At 70.7% G+C, this 16,994-nt stretch carries 18 protein-coding genes; 12 read left to right on the top strand and 6 right to left on the bottom strand.

The annotated features are described in order from the left end of the window. Positions 1 to 54: 54 nt before the first annotated feature. Positions 55 to 414, bottom strand: a complete 360-nt coding sequence (locus tag OHA19_RS21505; RefSeq protein ID WP_405714243.1) for a hypothetical protein — start codon at positions 412 to 414, stop codon at positions 55 to 57. Between the two features lie 913 nt (positions 415 to 1,327). On the opposite strand from OHA19_RS21505, the gene OHA19_RS21500 reads away from it, so the two are divergent. Together OHA19_RS21500 and OHA19_RS21495 are read left to right on the top strand one after the other, a co-directional pair. After that, the gene (locus tag OHA19_RS21500) at positions 1,328 to 1,666 is read left to right on the top strand and encodes a MerR family transcriptional regulator (RefSeq protein ID WP_189543364.1); all 339 of its coding nucleotides are present in this window, start codon (positions 1,328 to 1,330) and stop codon (positions 1,664 to 1,666) included. 636 nt (positions 1,667 to 2,302) lie between these two features. Further along, positions 2,303 to 3,502: a PP2C family protein-serine/threonine phosphatase gene (locus OHA19_RS21495; protein ID WP_405714245.1), complete on the top strand. Its 1,200-nt coding sequence runs from the start codon at positions 2,303 to 2,305 to the stop codon at positions 3,500 to 3,502. Positions 3,503 to 3,514: 12 nt separating this feature from the next. On the opposite strand, the gene OHA19_RS21490 is transcribed toward OHA19_RS21495, so the two are convergent. Next, positions 3,515 to 4,009: a DUF5994 family protein gene (locus OHA19_RS21490; protein WP_405714247.1), complete on the bottom strand. Its 495-nt coding sequence runs from the start codon at positions 4,007 to 4,009 to the stop codon at positions 3,515 to 3,517. 280 nt (positions 4,010 to 4,289) lie between these two features. On the opposite strand from OHA19_RS21490, the gene OHA19_RS21485 reads away from it, so the two are divergent. From OHA19_RS21485 to OHA19_RS21470, 4 genes are all read left to right on the top strand, one after another. Beyond that, entirely contained in the window at positions 4,290 to 4,841 is a 552-nt protein-coding gene (locus OHA19_RS21485) for a DUF5994 family protein (protein WP_405714249.1), read from the top strand. Positions 4,842 to 4,874: 33 nt separating this feature from the next. After that, entirely contained in the window at positions 4,875 to 5,090 is a 216-nt protein-coding gene (locus tag OHA19_RS21480; protein ID WP_405714251.1) for a hypothetical protein, read from the top strand. A 102-nt stretch (positions 5,091 to 5,192) separates the two neighbouring features. Further along, positions 5,193 to 5,459, top strand: coding sequence for a hypothetical protein (locus tag OHA19_RS21475; RefSeq protein WP_405714252.1), 267 nt, complete (start codon positions 5,193 to 5,195; stop codon positions 5,457 to 5,459). Positions 5,460 to 5,497: 38 nt separating this feature from the next. Further along, on the top strand, positions 5,498 to 5,770 hold the full coding sequence (locus tag OHA19_RS21470) for a hypothetical protein (RefSeq protein WP_405714254.1): 273 nt from the start codon (positions 5,498 to 5,500) through the stop codon (positions 5,768 to 5,770). 137 nt (positions 5,771 to 5,907) lie between these two features. Here OHA19_RS21470 and OHA19_RS21465 read toward each other — a convergent pair whose 3' ends face one another. From OHA19_RS21465 to OHA19_RS21450, 4 genes are all read right to left on the bottom strand, one after another. Beyond that, positions 5,908 to 7,038 carry a site-2 protease family protein gene (locus OHA19_RS21465; protein ID WP_405714256.1) on the bottom strand — a complete coding sequence of 377 codons (1,131 nt, stop codon included), beginning with the start codon at positions 7,036 to 7,038 and terminating at the stop codon, positions 5,908 to 5,910. Positions 7,039 to 7,573: 535 nt separating this feature from the next. Beyond that, entirely contained in the window at positions 7,574 to 8,350 is a 777-nt protein-coding gene (locus OHA19_RS21460) for an ABC transporter ATP-binding protein (protein WP_405714258.1), read from the bottom strand. After that, entirely contained in the window at positions 8,347 to 9,312 is a 966-nt protein-coding gene (locus OHA19_RS21455) for a FecCD family ABC transporter permease (RefSeq protein WP_405721629.1), read from the bottom strand. Before OHA19_RS21455 ends, OHA19_RS21460 begins: the two co-directional genes overlap by 4 nt. A gap of 56 nt (positions 9,313 to 9,368) precedes the next feature. Then, positions 9,369 to 10,424: an ABC transporter substrate-binding protein gene (locus tag OHA19_RS21450; RefSeq protein WP_405714260.1), complete on the bottom strand. Its 1,056-nt coding sequence runs from the start codon at positions 10,422 to 10,424 to the stop codon at positions 9,369 to 9,371. A 248-nt stretch (positions 10,425 to 10,672) separates the two neighbouring features. Here OHA19_RS21450 and OHA19_RS21445 point away from each other — a divergent pair, with 248 nt between their 5' ends. From OHA19_RS21445 to OHA19_RS21420, 6 genes are all read left to right on the top strand, one after another. Beyond that, positions 10,673 to 12,166: a PepSY-associated TM helix domain-containing protein gene (locus OHA19_RS21445; RefSeq protein WP_405714262.1), complete on the top strand. Its 1,494-nt coding sequence runs from the start codon at positions 10,673 to 10,675 to the stop codon at positions 12,164 to 12,166. Then, positions 12,163 to 12,822 (top strand): DUF5134 domain-containing protein, encoded by a 660-nt coding sequence (locus tag OHA19_RS21440; protein WP_405714264.1) that lies wholly within the window; start codon positions 12,163 to 12,165, stop codon positions 12,820 to 12,822. Before OHA19_RS21445 ends, OHA19_RS21440 begins: the two co-directional genes overlap by 4 nt. Before the next feature lie 243 nt (positions 12,823 to 13,065). Continuing rightward, entirely contained in the window at positions 13,066 to 13,293 is a 228-nt protein-coding gene (locus tag OHA19_RS21435; RefSeq protein WP_405714266.1) for a hypothetical protein, read from the top strand. Continuing rightward, positions 13,293 to 15,581: a heavy metal translocating P-type ATPase gene (locus OHA19_RS21430; protein WP_405751171.1), complete on the top strand. Its 2,289-nt coding sequence runs from the start codon at positions 13,293 to 13,295 to the stop codon at positions 15,579 to 15,581. The genes OHA19_RS21435 and OHA19_RS21430 overlap by 1 nt, the downstream gene beginning before the upstream one ends. After that, positions 15,581 to 16,099 (top strand): copper chaperone PCu(A)C, encoded by a 519-nt coding sequence (locus OHA19_RS21425; RefSeq protein WP_405714270.1) that lies wholly within the window; start codon positions 15,581 to 15,583, stop codon positions 16,097 to 16,099. Before OHA19_RS21430 ends, OHA19_RS21425 begins: the two co-directional genes overlap by 1 nt. Positions 16,100 to 16,235: 136 nt before the next feature. Beyond that, positions 16,236 to 16,985 carry a hypothetical protein gene (locus OHA19_RS21420; protein ID WP_405751169.1) on the top strand — a complete coding sequence of 250 codons (750 nt, stop codon included), beginning with the start codon at positions 16,236 to 16,238 and terminating at the stop codon, positions 16,983 to 16,985. Positions 16,986 to 16,994: the final 9 nt, after the last annotated feature.

Raw genomic sequence — 16,994 nt, 5'->3', positions numbered from 1 at the left:
ACACGCCGGTCGGGCCCTCCCGCGTACCGGTGAGTTTCTCTGCGCGGCGCGACGTCAGTGATCGGAGTAGCTGAAGTCGCCCATGGTCCAGGCGCTGACATCCGCGATCGAGACGCGGTACATCCCACCCGTCTCCGGGATCCCCACCGTGCCCTGAAGGATCCGCGCCATATGGAAGTGCAGATACGCGGGCAGCCCCTCCCTCCGCGTCGTAGCGGTGAACATGGCGGAGAACTCGCCCAGACGGGACGAGTCCGTCAGGACCTCCGACACCCGTTGCCTCCACACGGCTTCGGGCGCCAGCCGGCCGGTGATGACAGCACCACCGGTGACCACGGTCAGGGACATCTGATTGCTGTGCCCGGACTCCACCAGCGTGGCGACGTCAACGAGCAGCTCGTCAGGCTTCGACATGAGAGCCGATCCTATTCACGAGTCGTCCCGTCCCCTCGACCGGTCGTGCTGCCGAGCAAGACGGACAGTCGCTGTCTTCCCCTCAGAGACCCGGCGGGTGACCGCGGTCGCTCTGGCGAGCCGGTTGGCCACGGGCCAGCCGGAGCCTCCGGCGAGGTCAATTACCTCCTCACGGGACACGCGAAAATCTCTGCTGGCCGGAGTAGACATTGAGTGGTGGCGTGGTTATGGTTTCTCTCGTACCCCAGAGAGACAGCAGGGCCTGGCAGAGAAGAACTGCCGGCAGTGCATGTAGTTGCAGGACGGTGCGGCAGTGGAGTTTCGAAGCCAGGGTTGTTGCAGGACGGCGACGGGACTGACGGCCGGACCGGGTGGCCCGCAGTGAGGGGCCGCCAAAGCGGGACCGCTGTCATGGAAGTTGCGGCACCCGTGAGTGCAGTTCGCAGTACCCAGCAGTGAAGTGACTGAGCGGTACCTCGGTGAAGGCGTCGGCTGCGGACGCGCGCACCGGGCAGTTCGGCAGTGGGGTTCCAAGCCAGAGCAGACGCAGGAAGGGCAACGGGGCTGGCTGCCGGAGAGCGGCGCTGTCACAGGCCGCTGAGCAGTTCGCATCACCAGCAGTACGCAGTGCCCCATGGTAGGTAGTTGATCACCGAGGGAAGAACGGAGGAGCCCGCGCCATCAGGATCGCCCGGGCCGGAGCATTGAGCCCGGGTACCGCAGGACATCGATAGTGAGGTGGTCCCCGGTCAAGCAACCGCGATCCCCGCACTCCCGACAGCAGCCAGGTCGGGTCTGCGGACACAGTATGCCGGTGCAGTATCAGGGCCGGCAGGTGGTGTAGTAGTTCCTTCGGGGCCCTGGTGCCGTACGGCACCAGGGCCCCTCCATGCGTTCCACAAGAGAGGTGCAAGTGACAGCAGACGACTCGTACGGCCGTCTTGACGACGACGACTACCCCGCCTACACGATGGGCCGGGCCGCCGAGATGCTCGGCACCACCCAGGGCTTCCTCCGCGCCATCGGCGAAGCCCGTCTGATCACCCCCCTGCGCTCGGAGGGCGGCCACCGCCGCTACTCCCGCTACCAACTGCGCATCGCCGCCCGCGCCCGCGAACTGGTCGACCAGGGCACGTCCATCGAGGCCGCCTGTCGCATCGTCGTCCTGGAAGACCAGCTCGAAGAGGCGCAACGCATCAACGCCGAGTACCGCCGCGCCGCCGAATCGGCAGAGCCGCCGACCGAGGACTGAGGCGGTGCGCGCCCGCCGGACACCACCGGACACCGGCGGGCACCGCGCACAGATGCAGGCGATTCCTCTGGTGGCGGAGTGCGCACGCGTACCGTCCCGGTGAGTTGTCGTGGTGCGGAAGTTCCCTCTGCCCACCCCTTCGGTTCCGGTCCGGGGCTCGCTCACGCAATCATGCGGGGTTTGGTACCTTCAGTGAACGTTCTCGCAGTTCAGCAGCCCTGCGAGCCATCAAGTGCCGGGTGATTCCCAAGCTCAGAGCGCGAGTTCGATTCTCGTCACCCTCTCCACGATGAAGACCTTCTCGGCGACCAGGGCCTATTTGTTGTCTAGACCTCTCGGGGCCCGTGCGTCATTGATGCCCTAACAGGGGGAGGGCGGCTACCTGGTCCCTCTTCATCATCTTGACCTCCCGGATGTCGACGCCCGAAAGGCCAGGATCTCGTTCCGCTTCGTCCGGCGCACTCGGCACCGGTGGCATGCGGCGTGGGAGCGGCCTCCGGCGACACCCGTGTGGCGTGTCCTGCCTCCGAGGCGCATCCTGGTGGCGAGATCGCCGGCAACGGGCCTGGCTCCCGTGCCCGCCGGGCCGCGGCGGGCACTGCACGGCCCCTCCGTCGCCCTGCGGAAGGGAAGGGGATGACAGTCGGATCGCCCGGGCATCCGGATCACTCGGAGAGCTTCGGAGAGGGGCTGCTGGGCAGGCTCCTGGACCGGGCCCACGAGCTGGCGCCCCATCTGGTCGGGTCGATCCTGGCCGACACGGTGGCGCGGCTGGGGGGACGGGATCCGCAGATCCTGCTCCAGGACTACGGGCAGCAGAGGCTGGTCCCCCTGCCGGGCGAAGGGCTGGCGGGCGGCGAACCGCAGTCCGTCGACGGCTCCGAGGTCGGGCGGTGTTTCCTCACCTCGCGCCCGGTCGAACTCGCGCTGCCCGACGGCGTACGGGTCCTGCTGCCGTTGCCGGACGGGGGAGACCAGTCGGGTGTCCTGGCCGTCACGCTGGACACCGTCGATGACGACGACCGCCGCCTCCTGCACAGGATCGCCGGTCTGATCGCCGACATGATGCAGACCAAGAACGGCCACACCGATCTCTTCTTCCGCACCCGCCGCAGCGAACCGATGAGTGTCGCCGCCGAGATCCAGTGGTCGCTGCTGCCGCCTCTGTCGATGGTGACACCGCGCGTCGCCCTCGCCGGCGTTCTGGAGCCCGCTTACGACGTGGCGGGCGACAGCTTCGACTACGCCCTGAACGGAGACACCTTCCACCTCGCCATGATCGACGCCATGGGTCACGGTCTGGACGCGGCCACGATGGCCACCGTGGCCATCGGTGCGTACCGGCACGCCCGCCGGATCAGCGTCGAACTGTCCGAGATCTACCTCTTCATGGACCGGGCCGTGGCCGAGCAGTTCGCGCCCGACCACTTCGTGACCGCGCAGATGATGCGGCTGGACACGAACACCGGCCGCCTCCAGTGGGTCAACGCCGGGCACCCCGCCCCCATGCTGATTCGCCGGCACCGCGTCGTGGGCCGCCTGGACAGCCCCACGACCCTGCCCGTCGGCTTCGGAGGAGCACAGCCGCAGGTCAGCGAAGTGACGCTCGAACCGGGGGATCGCGTCCTCTGCTTCACCGACGGACTGATCGAGGAACACGAGAGCGGACAGGAAGAGTTCGGCGAGGACCAGCTGATCGACTGGGTGAACCAACTGGAGAAGGCGGAACGGCAGGTCCGCTCGGTGGCACGGGACCTCTCCCACACCCTCAAGCGGGCACGCGGCGAAGCCACTTCGGACGACGCCACGCTCGTCCTGGTCGAGTGGCGAGGATGACGGAGGGACGTGTCACGCCGACTCCTGGCGGTGGGTCACCCGCTCGGAAAGCGTGGCGACGAGGATCTCGGCGGCCCGGGTGACGTTACCGGCGTCGACCGCACGGGCCATGGCGTCACGTGCCGCGTCGGGTGTCGTGTCCGGGGGCACCACCAGGAGGGCGAAGTGGTCGTTGGCGCCACGGGTGATGAGGACGGTGTCGTCGCCGACGGGGAAGGAGTCGAGGTGCACGACCCGGTCGTCGACAATGACACGAGTCGGGACCTCCTCCCAGGCGTCCGTGTCCAGGCCGACCCGCGTGACGGGGCCGAGGTGCGTGGTGAGCGCCTGGATCAGGGCGGGCAGCTCGGCCGCAACGTCCCGGGAGCGGGGCCACCACGCGCCGTCGAGGACGCCCTCGCGGGAGTGCGTCGTCCGCAGCCGGAGCAGGGCCGTACCGGGATTCACCACTCGGTGGATCTCGTCCGGAAGGAGCTTCCGGGGGGTGGGGGTGTCAGATTCGGCCATGGTGGTCCGCCTGCCTGCGCGGGGCCGCCGACACCTCATGGCCGGCGAGATACCGCCGCGCTAATACCGTACTCCGCGTACCTGTGGTCATGCCCACGAGCATCAGCCGGGCGGTGTTCCCGGTCGGAAATCACCTGGCCAGAACGGCTCGCCCGACCGCGGCGCGGAGTACGCTGAAGATACCGGGAGTAACTCGAACACCCGCTCCCACGCGGACGTCGTTTCCGGCGATCAAGACACCGGGCCGCCCTGCAGGACGGCCCGGAGACGGGTCCGCATCATGACCACGACCGTCGAACGCGGAGTGGCACGGGCGCTTGTTCCCCCGCTCCCGACGCGGATTTGCCTGACGCCGAAGACCACCCTCGCCGGCCAGTTGGACGGTGCCTGGTGGCCCTACTCGCGGGACCTGCCCACCGAGCTTCCGTCCCTGGTCGTAGCACTGGAAGGGCGCTGGGGACGCATTACGCGCGCCATGGTGAATCCCACCCGCTGGCCCGTCGTCCCGCACAAGGTTCCCGTCACCGGGCACATCGTGCACGTGGGCTGGTTCACCGAACAGGATCCCGACAAGATGATCCTGCTCTCCTACACCGCAGGCCGCTGCGACCTGCTGGTGATCCCGCCCGGGACCGAGCCCGCCGCAGCCGCCCGGCTGATGAGCGCCGCCGCCGTCCCCGGCAGCGTCCTCACCGCCGGTGTGCTGATGTCCGACGAGGCCGCGACCGGTCGCCGTATGCGGGACGCCCGAAGCAGCCAGGAGGCTTGGGAGACCGATGGCGGGTCCGCCCTGTCTGCCTCTCCGGCACCCGGTCGTCGGCGCGCGGAATGATTCCCCTGCCGGGAAACACGCGGAGATGACGACATGGAGACCCTGATCACGCTCGCGGCAGGCGCCCTCCTGATCGCGCTCGGCATGCTCCTGATCCACCGGCTCAACGCCCAGCACGACGCACGCATCGCGGTCTACCACTTCAGCGATCCCTTCCCGGCCATCAGCCGGCCACCCGGCCACAGCCACGGCCACCACAGCTCGACAGGGCAAGCCTCCAGCCGCAGGCTCACGGGCATCTGGCCCTGACCTCAGACCACTCCTCCGACCGAAGGCCGCGGGTGGGGCGCCCGGCACCCGGGACAACCCACCCGTCGGCCTCTCGCTTCGCCCCGAAGGGAACACACCGCCTTGTACCCCGTCGAGAACGAGGCCCTGCCGCAGGCAGGACACGCCGAGATCCGGATCGTCGCCGCAACTCCCGAAGCCGCCCGCGCGGTCGCCGAAGTAATCCGCCGCTGCTTCGCCGGAACGGAACAGCGCAGCTACCCCGCCTCCGAAGGCGGCACCCGGCTCCACCTCACCGTGGACACCGAATCCGCCGCAGGACCCGCCCTCTCCTGGCTCACCACCAGCAGACCGTCCGCGCACACCGGCGCCCACGGCGACGAAGTCTGAGGAGCACCGGACCCTCACATGCACGAAAGGACTCGATCATGGCGACCCTCCGCGAGCGGCAGATCTACCGCGAGCGGGTCCTGACCGCCCTCTACGAAGCCACCGAAGGCAACCGTCTCCTCGGAGTCCCTGGGCGGAAGCTGCGGAACGACCTGCGCATCCCGGAGGAAGACCTGGCCGCCGCCTGCACCTACCTCGCCGGCGAGGGCCTGATCACTGTCGACTGGGAACCGGGCAACACACCCGCGATGGTCTCCCTGACCCACCAGGGAATCCGCCGCATGGAGGCCGAAGAAGAAGAACGCGACTGAGAATTAAACGTGGATCGAGCACTCTCACGTGTGACGATCCGGAAGGGCGGCCCCGGCGGAGTGAACTGGTTCGTGCACTTCCGGCACGGACGGCCCTGACAATGGGAGCGGGCTTCCGCTACGAGGTCGCGCAGGGCTCAGTCTGTCCCTCGGCCCCCCAGCGCGTGTTGCCGGGTCAGCCGTGAAATGTCCTTCGTGGTGACGATCCCCACCAGATGATGCCCGTCCACGACGAGAATGCGCATGCCAGTACCCGGGCGGAGCTTGTCGAGAGCCTCACTCAGAAGATCACTCGGGGCGGCAACCGCGCACTGTGACAGCGGGATCGCCACCTCGCGCACGCGCAACGCCTCCTGGCGCGCTCCCGGTATCCGGGCAAGCTTGCGTATCTGAACGATCCCGCTGGGACGGCCTTCGAAATCGAGCAGCGGCACGGCGGAATGGCGGGAGTTCACTGCCACCTCGTCGATGAAATGCCGGATGGTAAGCCAGTCGGCGCCGGTGGTCACCGGGCTGGACATGGCATCGGCGACCTTGATGCCCCGCAGTGCTGTGTGGATCACGGCGCGCTGCCGTTCGGCGCCGGCGACGACCGTGATGAAGAGACCGACGAAGACGAGCCACAGCCCGCCCGGCGCCCCGCGCAGGAAGGAGACCCAGCCGAAGGCCATCAGCAGCCCGCCCACGACCTGACCGCTTCGGGAGGCCGCCCGATCCGCACGTTCCCGGTCTCCGGTACGCCACCACAACAGCGCCTGCACCACCCTTCCGCCGTCGAGCGGCGCAGCGGGAAGGAGATTGAATGCGCCCAGGAACAGGTTCGCCCAGCCGAGCCACACCAGAACGGCGGCGGGCACCGCCCAGCCGGACATCGCGTGCAGCCCGATTCCCGCTCCGAGCGCGGCGCTTCCGATGGCCAGGCTGGTGAGCGGCCCGCTGATCGCAACTGCGAAAGCCACCGCGGCCGTCGGCGGTCGCCCCATCCGGGTCATCCCGCCCAGCGCCCACAGCGTCACATCCTGTACCGCGACCTTCTTCCTGCGGGCAATCGCAGCGTGTGCCGTCTCGTGGAGCAGGAGGCTGCCCATGAGCAGCACGGCCCCCACTGCACTCGCGAAGGTGTAAACCGCATCCGAGCGCCCTGGAGTCCACGCGGGGAGGGTCTGGCGGCCAAGACCGTACGCGAACAGAACGACCAGCAGCGGCACGCTCCAGTGCATCCGCAGTGGCACCCCGACAACTTGTCCGACACGGACCGAGCCGTTCATCGTCGTCTCCCGCCGGCTCGGCACCCGGTCCACCGGACAGGACCTCGCGACCTGACTCCATGGACCGACCAGCACGGCACCTACCCACAATTGTCGCTCTCGGAATCTCCCGCAATCGCCCAGGGCCCGGAACGAGCCTGCTGACCGGCGAACTGCCCGAAGAGCCCGCCCGCCCATTCCGGATCCGGGTACGCCCTCCGCCCCTCGTCCCCTCCGAACCCAGACGCACGGTTCCAGCCGATCCGACACACCCCGCGTGCCACTACGTGCCATTCGTAGGGGAAAAAGCGGTCACCACAGGGCACCGTCCGGCCGTCGGCCAGCAACACACCTGTGCGGCGTTTCCGCTGCTCAGGAACATGTCTGGCGATCACGTGCTGGTTGATTCCCAAGCTCAGATCGCGAGTTCGATTCTCGCCACCCGCTCCACGACGAAGGCCCTGGTCGGAGACCAGGGCCCTTCTTGTTGTCCGAACCTTCCGGGTGTCACGCAGCGCCTCTGCGCCACCCGCCCCTTCCTGGACGTCGCCCCGGATCAGGCCGAGGCCAGCGGGTCCGCCTCGTACGTGATCCGGGTGATGCCGTCCTGGTGTCGTTCGGCGCGGGCGTGGACGCCGAAGACCTTGTGGAAGAGGTCCGGGGTGAGGACGTCGAGCACCGGGCCTGCGGCGATGGCTCGGCCGTGGTGGAGGACGACGAGGCCGTCGCAGAGCCGGGCGGCCAGGTCGAGGTCGTGCAGCACGGCGAGAGTGGTGACGCCGGTGTTCCGGATCAGGCCGAGGAGTTCGAACCGGGCGCGGATGTCGAGGTGGTTGGTGAGTTCGTCCAGGACGAGGAGTTCCGGGGCCTGGGCGAGGGCGCGGGCGAGCAGGACGCGCTGGCGTTCGCCGCCGGAGAGGGACGAGAGGTCGCGTTCGGCGAGCGACTCGATGCCGCAGCTCTCCATCGCCCCGGCGACGGCGTGTCGGTCGCTCTCGCCGTCGCGCCCCAGCACCCCGTGGTGCGGGGTGCGACCGAGCGCCACCGTCTCGGCGACGGTGAGGCCGCCGGCGCCCGCCCCGTCCTGGAGGACCGCGGCGGTGTGCCGGGCGGCGGTCCGCGAGGAGAGCCGCCACACATCCCGTCCGCCCACCTCGACGAACCCTGTGACGGGTCGCAGCGCACGGTAGACGGCACGCAGCAGCGTGGACTTGCCGCTGCCGTTGGGGCCGACAAGGCCCACGATCTGGCCCGGTGACACGTCGAGTCCGACGTCGTGCAGGACCGAAGTGCCGTCGAGGGTGACGTGCAGGCCGTTCACTGTGAGTCTCATGCGGCGTCGAGCCCCTTGTTGCGGCGCAGCAGCCAGAGGAAGAAGGGTGCGCCGAGCAGTGCGGTGAGGATGCCCAGCGGTAGTTCGCTGGGCGGGTCGAGGGTGCGGGAGAGCAGGTCGACGAGTACGAGGTAGACGGCCCCGAGGAGGGCGCTCAGCGGGAGCAGCCTGCGGTGGTCGGCGCCGAGGACGAGCCGTACCAGGTGGGGGATCATCAGGCCGACGAAGCCGATACCGCCCGCGACGGCGATGACGGTCCCGGTCAGCAGGGCGCTCACCACCAGCAGCAGCGCACGGGTGCGGTGCACGTCCACGCCGAGCGATGTCGCCGACTCGTCCCCGGCGAGCAGCGCGTTCATGCGTCTGCCGAGGAGGGCGAGCAGCACAGCCCCGGACACGACCACTGCGGTGACGGTGGGAAGCTGGCTCCAGCGGGCGCCGGAGACGCTGCCCAGCATCCAGAACATCACGCCCCTCAGCTCGGTCGGTGTGGCCCGCAGTTGCACGAAGCTCGTCGCCGACAACAGCACGTAACCGACCGCTACCCCGGCGAGCACGAGCCGCGTGGGCGCGAGCCGTCCCCCGCGTTGTCCGAGCGCGAAGACCAGCATCCCGGCGAGGAGCGCGCCGACGAACGCCGCTCCGGAGACGCCGAGTCCGCCGAGCCCCGCCCCGCCGAGCGTCATCACCAGGACCGCGCCCAGCGACGCCCCGTGCGAGAAGCCGAGGACCGTGGGGTCGGCGAGCGGGTTGGAGACGAGGGTCTGGAGGACGGCGCCGGAGACGGCGAGTCCCGCCCCCACAACCGCGGCGAGGACGACACGTGGGGTGCGGAACTGCCAGACGATCTGGTCGAGGGCGATGTCGTCCACCGGTCCCCGGCCGGTGACGTGGTGAACGAGGACCGTCCACACGTCGCCGACCGGCACGTCGACCGCGCCGACGCCGACGGCGAGAACCATCGAGACCAGCAGTGCGGCGGTGAGCACAAGGGCGCAGGCCCACAACGGGAGGCGGCTCAGAAGGCGTCGGGGTGCAGCATTCCGGCGATCTTCTCGACCGCCGCGTCGTTGCTGGGGCCGAGGTACATCGAGTCGGACAGCACCACGAACTTCTTCTTCTTGGCCGCGGACCACTGGGGGAACTCCTTGAACAGCTTCTTCGCGTACGCCGTCGGGTCCGGGTCGTTGTAGCTGACGACCACGAGGGCGTCCACGTCGGTGGCGGCGACCTTCTCCTTGCTGAGATCGGCGAAGGTGGACTTCGACGCGCTCGCGAAGGCGTTGTCGCCGCCGGCCTTGGCGAGGATGTCGTTGTAGATGCCGTGTGCGGCGATGGAACTGAAGTCGTTGCTGCCCATGGTCATGTTGGAGAAGATGACCATGACCTTCGGCTTCTTGGCGCCGCCGACCTTCTCCACCACGTCGGCGATGTTCCGCCGCTCGGTGGCGATGAGCTTCTCGGCCCTGTCCTCGACGCCGAAGACCTTGCCCATGTCGCGCAGCAGTGTGTAGCTGTCCTCGATCGTCAGGTCCAGGTTGTCCTGGCCGCAGTCCTCGGGCGAGATGTAGGTACGCGCCCCGATCTCGGCGAGCTGCTCGCGGGTGGCGAAGCCGTTCTTGGCGTCGAAGCCGTAGGACGTGGTGGAGAGAACGAAGTCGGGACGCAGACCGATCATGGCCTCGCGCGGGATGTCGAAGGCCTCGTTCGGCTTCACTCCGCCCGTGGGCAGCTTCCGTATCTCCTCGGCGCGCCCGGGTACTTCGGACATGCCGTAGGACTGCTGGTTGGAGACGATCCGGTCTCCCTGGCCGAGGGAGAGCAGCGTGGACACCTCGGCGACCGATGCCCCGTTCATCACGACGACCCGGCCCGGGGCCTTGTCGAACTTCTGCTTCAGCCCACAGTTCTCGAGTGTGACGGGGTACTCGCCCCGCGCGGCGGGGGGCGCCTTCCCGGTGACGTCCGTCTTCCTGCCTTCCGCGCCGGAGCCGGAGTCCGGTTCCGCGCAGCCGGCCGCGGTGAGACACAGGAGGGCGGCAAGAGCGGCGGCCGCCGGCCTGGGGGTCGGCATGGGGTTTCTCCTTTGTCGTCAAGTAGGGCGCTTCGAGGCGCTGTTGCAGGAGTCGGCGGCGTGGGCGGAGAAGTTCCCGGCGGTCTCGGGGAATCGGGGAATCGGGGATGTGCTGTACGCGTACCGGGCGGGCAAGCGACGGCATCGGCCATGACACGCCTCACACCTCACGCGCGGGAACTCGGGCGCCTCTCGCGCCGACTCCTGTACGTCACCGTCCCCACCGGTCCACGTACGAGGAAGAACCGATGACCGAGATCACGCCTGCCGCGTCACCGCCGCCCCCGCAACGCCCGGCCGAGGAGCCCGCTCCGGCTGAGGAGTTCACCACGCCCGCGCCGAGCAGCGGCGACGCCTGGAGCGGGCTGCGTCCCCTCCTGCTCCGCCTGCACTTCTACGCGGGCGTCCTCATCGGCCCGTTCCTGCTCGTCGCGGCCGTCACCGGGCTGCTCTACACGGCCACCCCGCAGATCGAGTCCGTCGTCTACCGCCACGAACTGAAGGTCACCCCGCACGGCGAGCCGAAGCCGCTCACCGCCCAGGTGGACGCCGCCCGCGAGGCGATACCCGGCGGGCGGCTCGTCTCCGTCACCAAGGGCGCCGGAAACAGCGACACGACCCGGGTCACCTTCGACGTCGAGGGGTTGCCCGAGGGCTACACACAGACCGCCTTCGTCGATCCGTACAACGCGGAAGTACGCGGCACGCTGCGTACCTTCGGCGAATGGCTGCCCGTGCGGTCCTGGTTCGACGGCCTGCACCGCACCCTGAACCTCGGCGACTTCGGCCGCAACTACAGCGAGATCGCCGCGAGCTGGCTGTGGGTCGAGGTGCTCGGCGGACTCGTGCTGTGGCTCGGGGCGCCGCGGAGCCGTGAGCGGCTGCGCAGGCTGTTCGTGCCACGCCGGGGCCCGAAGGGGCGCAGGCGCACGCTGTCCTGGCACGGGGCGGTCGGGCTGTGGGTGTCGGTCGGCTTCCTCGCGCTCTCGGCGACCGGGCTGACCTGGTCGGCGCACGCGGGCGCGAACATCGGCAGAATCCAGGACTCGCTGGGCGGGGCGACGCCCTCCGTCTCCTCGGCCCTCGGTCAGGGCACGCGCGGTGACGGCCCGGCGGGGGTGGATCCGGATGCTTCCTCCAAGGAGGCCGCCCCGGACATCGATCTCGACGAAGCCGTCCGCATCGCCCGCTCCGAGGGACTGCGCGGCAAGCTCGTCATCACGCCGCCCGCGGACACCAGAAGCGCCTACGTCGTCCGTGAGAACACCCGGCACTGGCCGGAGCAGCAGGATTCGGTCGCGATCGACCCGGCCACCGGCAACGTCACGGACAAGCTGGCCTTCGACGACTTCCCCGTCCTCGCCAAGCTCACCCGCTGGGGCATAGACGCCCATATGGGCCTGCTCTTCGGTCTCGCCAACCAGATCGTTCTCGCGCTCATCGCCGTCGCGCTCATCGGGATGCTCGTCTGGGGCTACCGCATGTGGTGGCTGCGCAGGCCCACCCGGGCGGACGGGGCGCGGCTCGGCCGTCCGCCGGCACGGGGAGCCTGGCGCCGGGTGCCGGGCAGGGTCATGGCGCCGCTCGTCGTCGTGGCCGCCGTCCTCGCCTACTACCTGCCGCTGTTCGGGCTTCCCCTGGTCTGCTTCCTGCTCGGGGACCTGGCGGTCGCACGGATACGCCGCCGCGAACGCACGCGCGCAGAAGCGCGCGGCGGGACACCGAAGGAGACGGGCCGATGATCGCCGCCACCGGACTGCGCTGGATTCTGACACTGCTCTTCTGCGCGCTCGCCGCCCACGGACTGTGGCGTGCCCTCGCGGCCCGCTCCCCACGGTGGCCCGCGCGGCTCGCCCACGGCCTGCACGCGGTCATGGCGCTCGCCATGTTCGCGATGACCTGGCACTGGGGCATGGACCTGCCCGGCACGCCGCAGGTGGTCTTCTTCTCCGCCGCCGCGGCCTGGTTCGTACTGATCCCCCTCGCCTCGCCAAGCGGCTCGGAGCCCCGGGCACGCGCCCTCGCGAACGCGCTGCCGCACGCCGTGATGACCGGAGCGATGGCGTGGATGGTCGCCGCGATGTCCTCGGCCATGTCCAGGGGAGCGCCGGGCGGGGGCCACGCGCACGACATGCCCGGAATGGACATGTCGGCCCCGGGTGCGACCGCGACGATGACGCTCGACTCCGCCGGCGACCGCTGGAGCGCCGCACTGCTCGCCCTCGTCCTGCTGGCGCTCGCGCTGTGGTGGCTCGCGAAGGGCTTCGACACCGGTCGCCTCGTGCCCCGCACGACGGGCGGCGCGGCCTCGGGCAGCGCGGTGCACGCCGCGTGGGACCTGGGCTGTCACGGGCTGATGGCGCTGGGCATGGCGGTGATGTTCGCCTTGATGGTGTGACCCGCGTGACGATGCGACGGTGGGATCCGTGTGACGGTGTGGTCCGTGGGGTCGGCGTCGGCTGACCCCGGTCTCGGCACGCTCGGACCCGACACCCAACACGCGCCTCAGGCCACGGTGTTCCTGGGGCACGTGTGACAGACGTCCGATATGTGAGGCAGGTCACCCGGACGCGGGGGAACTCGCGTCCCGGTCCGGCCGACCCCTGGACCGTACGACCCTCACTCTCGCCGGAGCCTTCTCATGGACTACTCGGTGACGCCTTCCGCCGGACGGCGTGCCATCCCCGTGCCGTACGCGGCGCTCGGGGGTTTCCTCCTTCTGCTCGCCGCGCTCTTCTCCGTGTCGTACGGGGTCGGGCGCCTCGCCGGGCCGGTCGCCCCCGACCTGCGCGGGGATTCGCACCAGGACGGCTCCCCGGGCTCGCACGACATGCAGGACATGGGCGGGATGAACGGAATGGACCACTGATGGGCCGGGAGACCGCTCCGCACATCCTCACCACGACCGATCTGGTCGTGGGCGGCATGACGTGCGCGGCCTGCGTGCGCAGGGTCGAGAAGAAGCTCGGCGCCCTGGAGGGCGTACGCGCCACCGTCAATCTCGCCACCGGAACGGCCCGCGTCGAACACCCGGTGGGCCTCGGTACGGACGCGCTCGTCGCCGCCGTCGAGAAGGGCGGGTACACCGCCCGGCTCCCCGAGCCGCCCGCGTCCGGGAAGGACCAGGACGACGAGGAGACCGACCCTGGTGTCCCGCAGCGACTGCTGGTGACCGCACTGCTCGCCATCCCCGTCCTCGTCCTGTCGATGGTGCCCTCATTCCAGTTCCGCAACTGGCAGTGGCTGTGCTTCGTGCTCGCCGCGCCCGTCGCCCTCTGGAGCGCGTGGCCCTTTCACGATCGGGCCGGGCGCGGGCTGCGGCACGGCGCGGCGACGATGGACACGCTCGTCTCGCTCGGTGTCCTCGCCTCTTTCGGCTGGTCCTCGTACGCGCTCTTCCTCGGCGGTGCCGGCGTCCCCGGAATGCGGATGCCCTTCACCCTGCTGCCCACCGCGTCGGACGGGACGGCGCACGTCTATCTCGAAGCGGCGGTCGGCGTCCCGCTCTTCGTCCTCCTCGGCCGGCATCTGGAGGCCCGCGCCCGGCGCGGCACCTCGGCCGCCCTGCGGGCACTCGCCGAACTCGGAGTGAAGGAGGTGACGGTGCGGGACGGGGCCGTGGAGCGCACCGTCCCGGCCGAACGCCTCGCGGTGGGCCAGGTCTTCCTCGTACGGCCCGGGGAACGGGTCGCGACGGACGGCGCGGTCGTGGAGGGCGCGTCCGCCGTGGACATGTCCCTCGTGACCGGCGAGACGCGGCCGGTGGAGGTCGCGACCGGATCCGCCGTCACGGGCGGCTCGGTCAACGCGGGCGGACTGCTTCTCGTACGCGCGACGGCCGTCGGCGCCGACACCCAGCTCTCCCGCATCACGGCCCTCGTCACCGAGGCCCAGGCCGGGAAGGCCCGGGCCCAGCGGCTCGCCGACACCGTGGCCGGGGTCTTCGTGCCCGTCGTCCTCACCCTTGCCGTCACCGTGCTCGGCTTCTGGCTCGGCGCGGGCGTGGACCCGCAGCCCGCCTTCACGGCGTGCGTCGCCGTCCTCGTCGTCGCCTGCCCCTGCGCACTCGGGCTCGCGACCCCCACCGCGCTCATGGCGGCCACCGGCCGAGGCGCCCAGCTCGGCGTCCTGGTCAAAGGGCCGCAAGCCCTCGAAGCCCTCCGGCGGATCGACACCGTCGTCCTCGACAAGACCGGCACGCTCACCTCCGGGCACCTCACCGTCACCGCCCTCACCGCGCGCGCGGAGGGCCCCGGCGCGCCGGAAGTGCTGCGGCTCGCGGCGACCGTCGAGACCGGCTCCGAGCACCCGCTCGGCCGGGCACTTCTCCGTCACGCCGAACGCGCCCTCCCCGAGGGCGCGGTGCGGCCCGGCGCGCTCAGCGGGTTCACCGCCACGCCCGGCAGCGGCGTGCGCGGACACGTGGACGGACGGCTCGTCGAGGTCGGCGCCCCTGGGGGCGAGCTGCCCGAGGAGCTGGGCATGGCGCTCGCCGCCGCCCTGGAAGCCGCCCACACCCCTGTCCTGGTACGGATCGACGGACAGCCCGAGGCCGTCCTCGCGCTCGGCGATGTCGTACGTCCCGGCAGCTACCACGCCGTGGACCGGCTCCGCCGACTCGGCGTGCACCCCGTCCTCGCCACCGGGGACCGGGAGGAGCCGGCGCGGGCCGTCGCCACCGCGCTCGGCATCGACGAGACGTACTCCCGCTGCACCCCCGAGCGCAAAGCGGAACTCGTCCGCGCGCTGCGCGCCGAGGGGAAGCGGGTCGCGGTCGTCGGGGACGGCGTCAACGACGCGGCGGCGCTCGCCGCGGCCGACCTCGGCATCGCGATGGGCACGGGTACCGATGTCGCCATCGGCGCCGCCGACGTCACCCTCGTCCGCGACGACATCGAAGCCCTCGCCGACGCCGTACGCCTCGCCCGCCGCACCCTCGCCACCATCCGCGGCAACCTGTTGTGGGCCTTCGGCTACAACGTCGTCACCATCCCGCTCGCCATGGTGGGCCTGCTCAACCCGATGCTCGCCGCCGCCGCGATGTCCCTCAGCTCGGTCCTCGTCGTCCTCGGCAGCCTCCGTCTGCGCCACTGGCAGCCGGCTGCGGCGGCGGCCGTCGCGCGGCGCCGGCGGCCCTCCCCGAGGGCGGCCTTCTGATGCCCGCCGCTTCCGCGCGCCTACGCGCCCCGCTCGCCGCCGCGGGCGTTCCCGTCCTCGCCTGCGGCCTCGCCCTCGGCGGTCTCGGCACCTGGGCGGCGAGCGGACGTGCCGGGAGCCCGCCGCACGTGGCCGTGACGAAGGCGTACGTCTTCCAGCCGCTCGGCTCGACTCAGGAGACCGCCGCCTTCTTCGCCCTCACCAACGACGGCGGCTCCGCCGACCGGCTCGTTGAGATCACCTCGTCCGGCACGGCCGCACCTCCCGCGCTGAGCGAGCACCGCATGACGTCCTCCGGGGCCGCCTACCGGCAACCGGTGGCCTCCGCCGCCGTTCCGGCCGGGGACGGACTCACGATGACCCCGCACGGGATCGACGTGACCGTACGGCCGAAGGGAATGTGGCGGCCCGGCGACGAGGTCTCCTTCACGCTGCGTTTCGCGTACGGGAAGCCGCTGAAGGTCCGGGCGGTGGTGGTCCGCCCGGGTACGGAGACGGACCGCCCCGGTCTCCCGTAACGGCGTGCCCCGCACCACCGGCTGTTCCCGCCGCATATGCCGGAACTCAGCTCCGGCAGGCAGGTTTCCGGCATTGACGGCAAGCCGGACGCCCCGCCATGTCGCCCGGCCCCCCGCGATGGGAGGATGAGGCTTCATGGAAGCGGGACCGGTCGGACGTGCGGTGCGGGCGGCGATGTTCGCCGCCGTCTCCGTCACGCTCGCCGCGACCGGACACGTCCTCATGTCCGAGGCCCCGCTCCCCTTCTGGGTGCTCGCCACCGGCTTCCTCGCGCTCGCGGTTCCCGGCTGGTGGTTCGCCGCCCGCGAGCGAGGCCCCTGGCTCGTCACGGGCCTCGCCGTCGCCACCCAGGGCGTGCTGCACAACGCCTTCGCCGCCGCCCAATCCGCCCTCGGAACCGTCGGGGCCACGGCCACAGGGACCGACGCCGGAGCGGCCGCGGCGCCGACGGACCCCATGGCGGGCATGGATCACATGGCGGGCATGGACCACTCGGTCGCGAGCGGCGCGGTGACCGGCATGGACCACGCCTCCGCCATGGGCCCCATGGACTCGATGGCCCACATGGGTCACATGGCCCCCATGAGCCACATGGGCCACGACATGGCGGGGATGTCCTCGACGGGAATGCTCGCCGCGCACGTCCTCGCCGCCCTTGTCTGCGGGATGTGGCTGGCCCGCGGCGAACGCGCCGCCTTCCAGGTCCTGCGCGCGGTCGCGGGCCTGCTGCTCACCGCGCTGCACCCCCTTCTCACAGCACCGCTGCCGGCCCCGCGCCGCCGCCTGCGCCCCCACCGGGGCCTGAGCGACCGGCTGCCGTTGGGCCTGCGGTGCGCCCGCACACGGGACCGGCGAGGACCGCCCGGGGTGCTCGCCGCGTTCTGAGGACGCGGC

Source organism: Streptomyces sp. NBC_00012 (genome assembly GCF_045040875.1).
Taxonomy (GTDB): domain Bacteria; phylum Actinomycetota; class Actinomycetes; order Streptomycetales; family Streptomycetaceae; genus Streptomyces.
Note: the sequence above shows the minus strand (reverse complement) of the source record. Positions and strands in the feature narration are given on the sequence as shown.

Excerpts from the sequence above, each read along its gene's own strand:
- OHA19_RS21425 (WP_405714270.1), top strand. The coding sequence starts at position 15,581 with ATGCCCGCCGCTTCCGCGCGCCTACGCGCCCCGCTCGCCGCCGCGGGC.
- OHA19_RS21430 (WP_405751171.1), top strand. The coding sequence starts at position 13,293 with ATGGGCCGGGAGACCGCTCCGCACATCCTCACCACGACCGATCTGGTC.
- OHA19_RS21445 (WP_405714262.1), top strand. The coding sequence starts at position 10,673 with ATGACCGAGATCACGCCTGCCGCGTCACCGCCGCCCCCGCAACGCCCG.
- OHA19_RS21490 (WP_405714247.1), bottom strand. The coding sequence starts at position 4,009 with ATGGCCGAATCTGACACCCCCACCCCCCGGAAGCTCCTTCCGGACGAG.
- OHA19_RS21465 (WP_405714256.1), bottom strand. The coding sequence starts at position 7,038 with ATGAACGGCTCGGTCCGTGTCGGACAAGTTGTCGGGGTGCCACTGCGG.
- OHA19_RS21455 (WP_405721629.1), bottom strand. The coding sequence starts at position 9,312 with ATGGTTCTCGCCGTCGGCGTCGGCGCGGTCGACGTGCCGGTCGGCGAC.
- OHA19_RS21460 (WP_405714258.1), bottom strand. The coding sequence starts at position 8,350 with ATGAGACTCACAGTGAACGGCCTGCACGTCACCCTCGACGGCACTTCG.
- OHA19_RS21420 (WP_405751169.1), top strand. The coding sequence starts at position 16,236 with ATGGAAGCGGGACCGGTCGGACGTGCGGTGCGGGCGGCGATGTTCGCC.
- OHA19_RS21435 (WP_405714266.1), top strand. The coding sequence starts at position 13,066 with ATGGACTACTCGGTGACGCCTTCCGCCGGACGGCGTGCCATCCCCGTG.
- OHA19_RS21440 (WP_405714264.1), top strand. The coding sequence starts at position 12,163 with ATGATCGCCGCCACCGGACTGCGCTGGATTCTGACACTGCTCTTCTGC.
- OHA19_RS21470 (WP_405714254.1), top strand. The coding sequence starts at position 5,498 with ATGGCGACCCTCCGCGAGCGGCAGATCTACCGCGAGCGGGTCCTGACC.
- OHA19_RS21495 (WP_405714245.1), top strand. The coding sequence starts at position 2,303 with ATGACAGTCGGATCGCCCGGGCATCCGGATCACTCGGAGAGCTTCGGA.
- OHA19_RS21485 (WP_405714249.1), top strand. The coding sequence starts at position 4,290 with ATGACCACGACCGTCGAACGCGGAGTGGCACGGGCGCTTGTTCCCCCG.
- OHA19_RS21450 (WP_405714260.1), bottom strand. The coding sequence starts at position 10,424 with ATGCCGACCCCCAGGCCGGCGGCCGCCGCTCTTGCCGCCCTCCTGTGT.
- OHA19_RS21505 (WP_405714243.1), bottom strand. The coding sequence starts at position 414 with ATGTCGAAGCCTGACGAGCTGCTCGTTGACGTCGCCACGCTGGTGGAG.
- OHA19_RS21480 (WP_405714251.1), top strand. The coding sequence starts at position 4,875 with ATGGAGACCCTGATCACGCTCGCGGCAGGCGCCCTCCTGATCGCGCTC.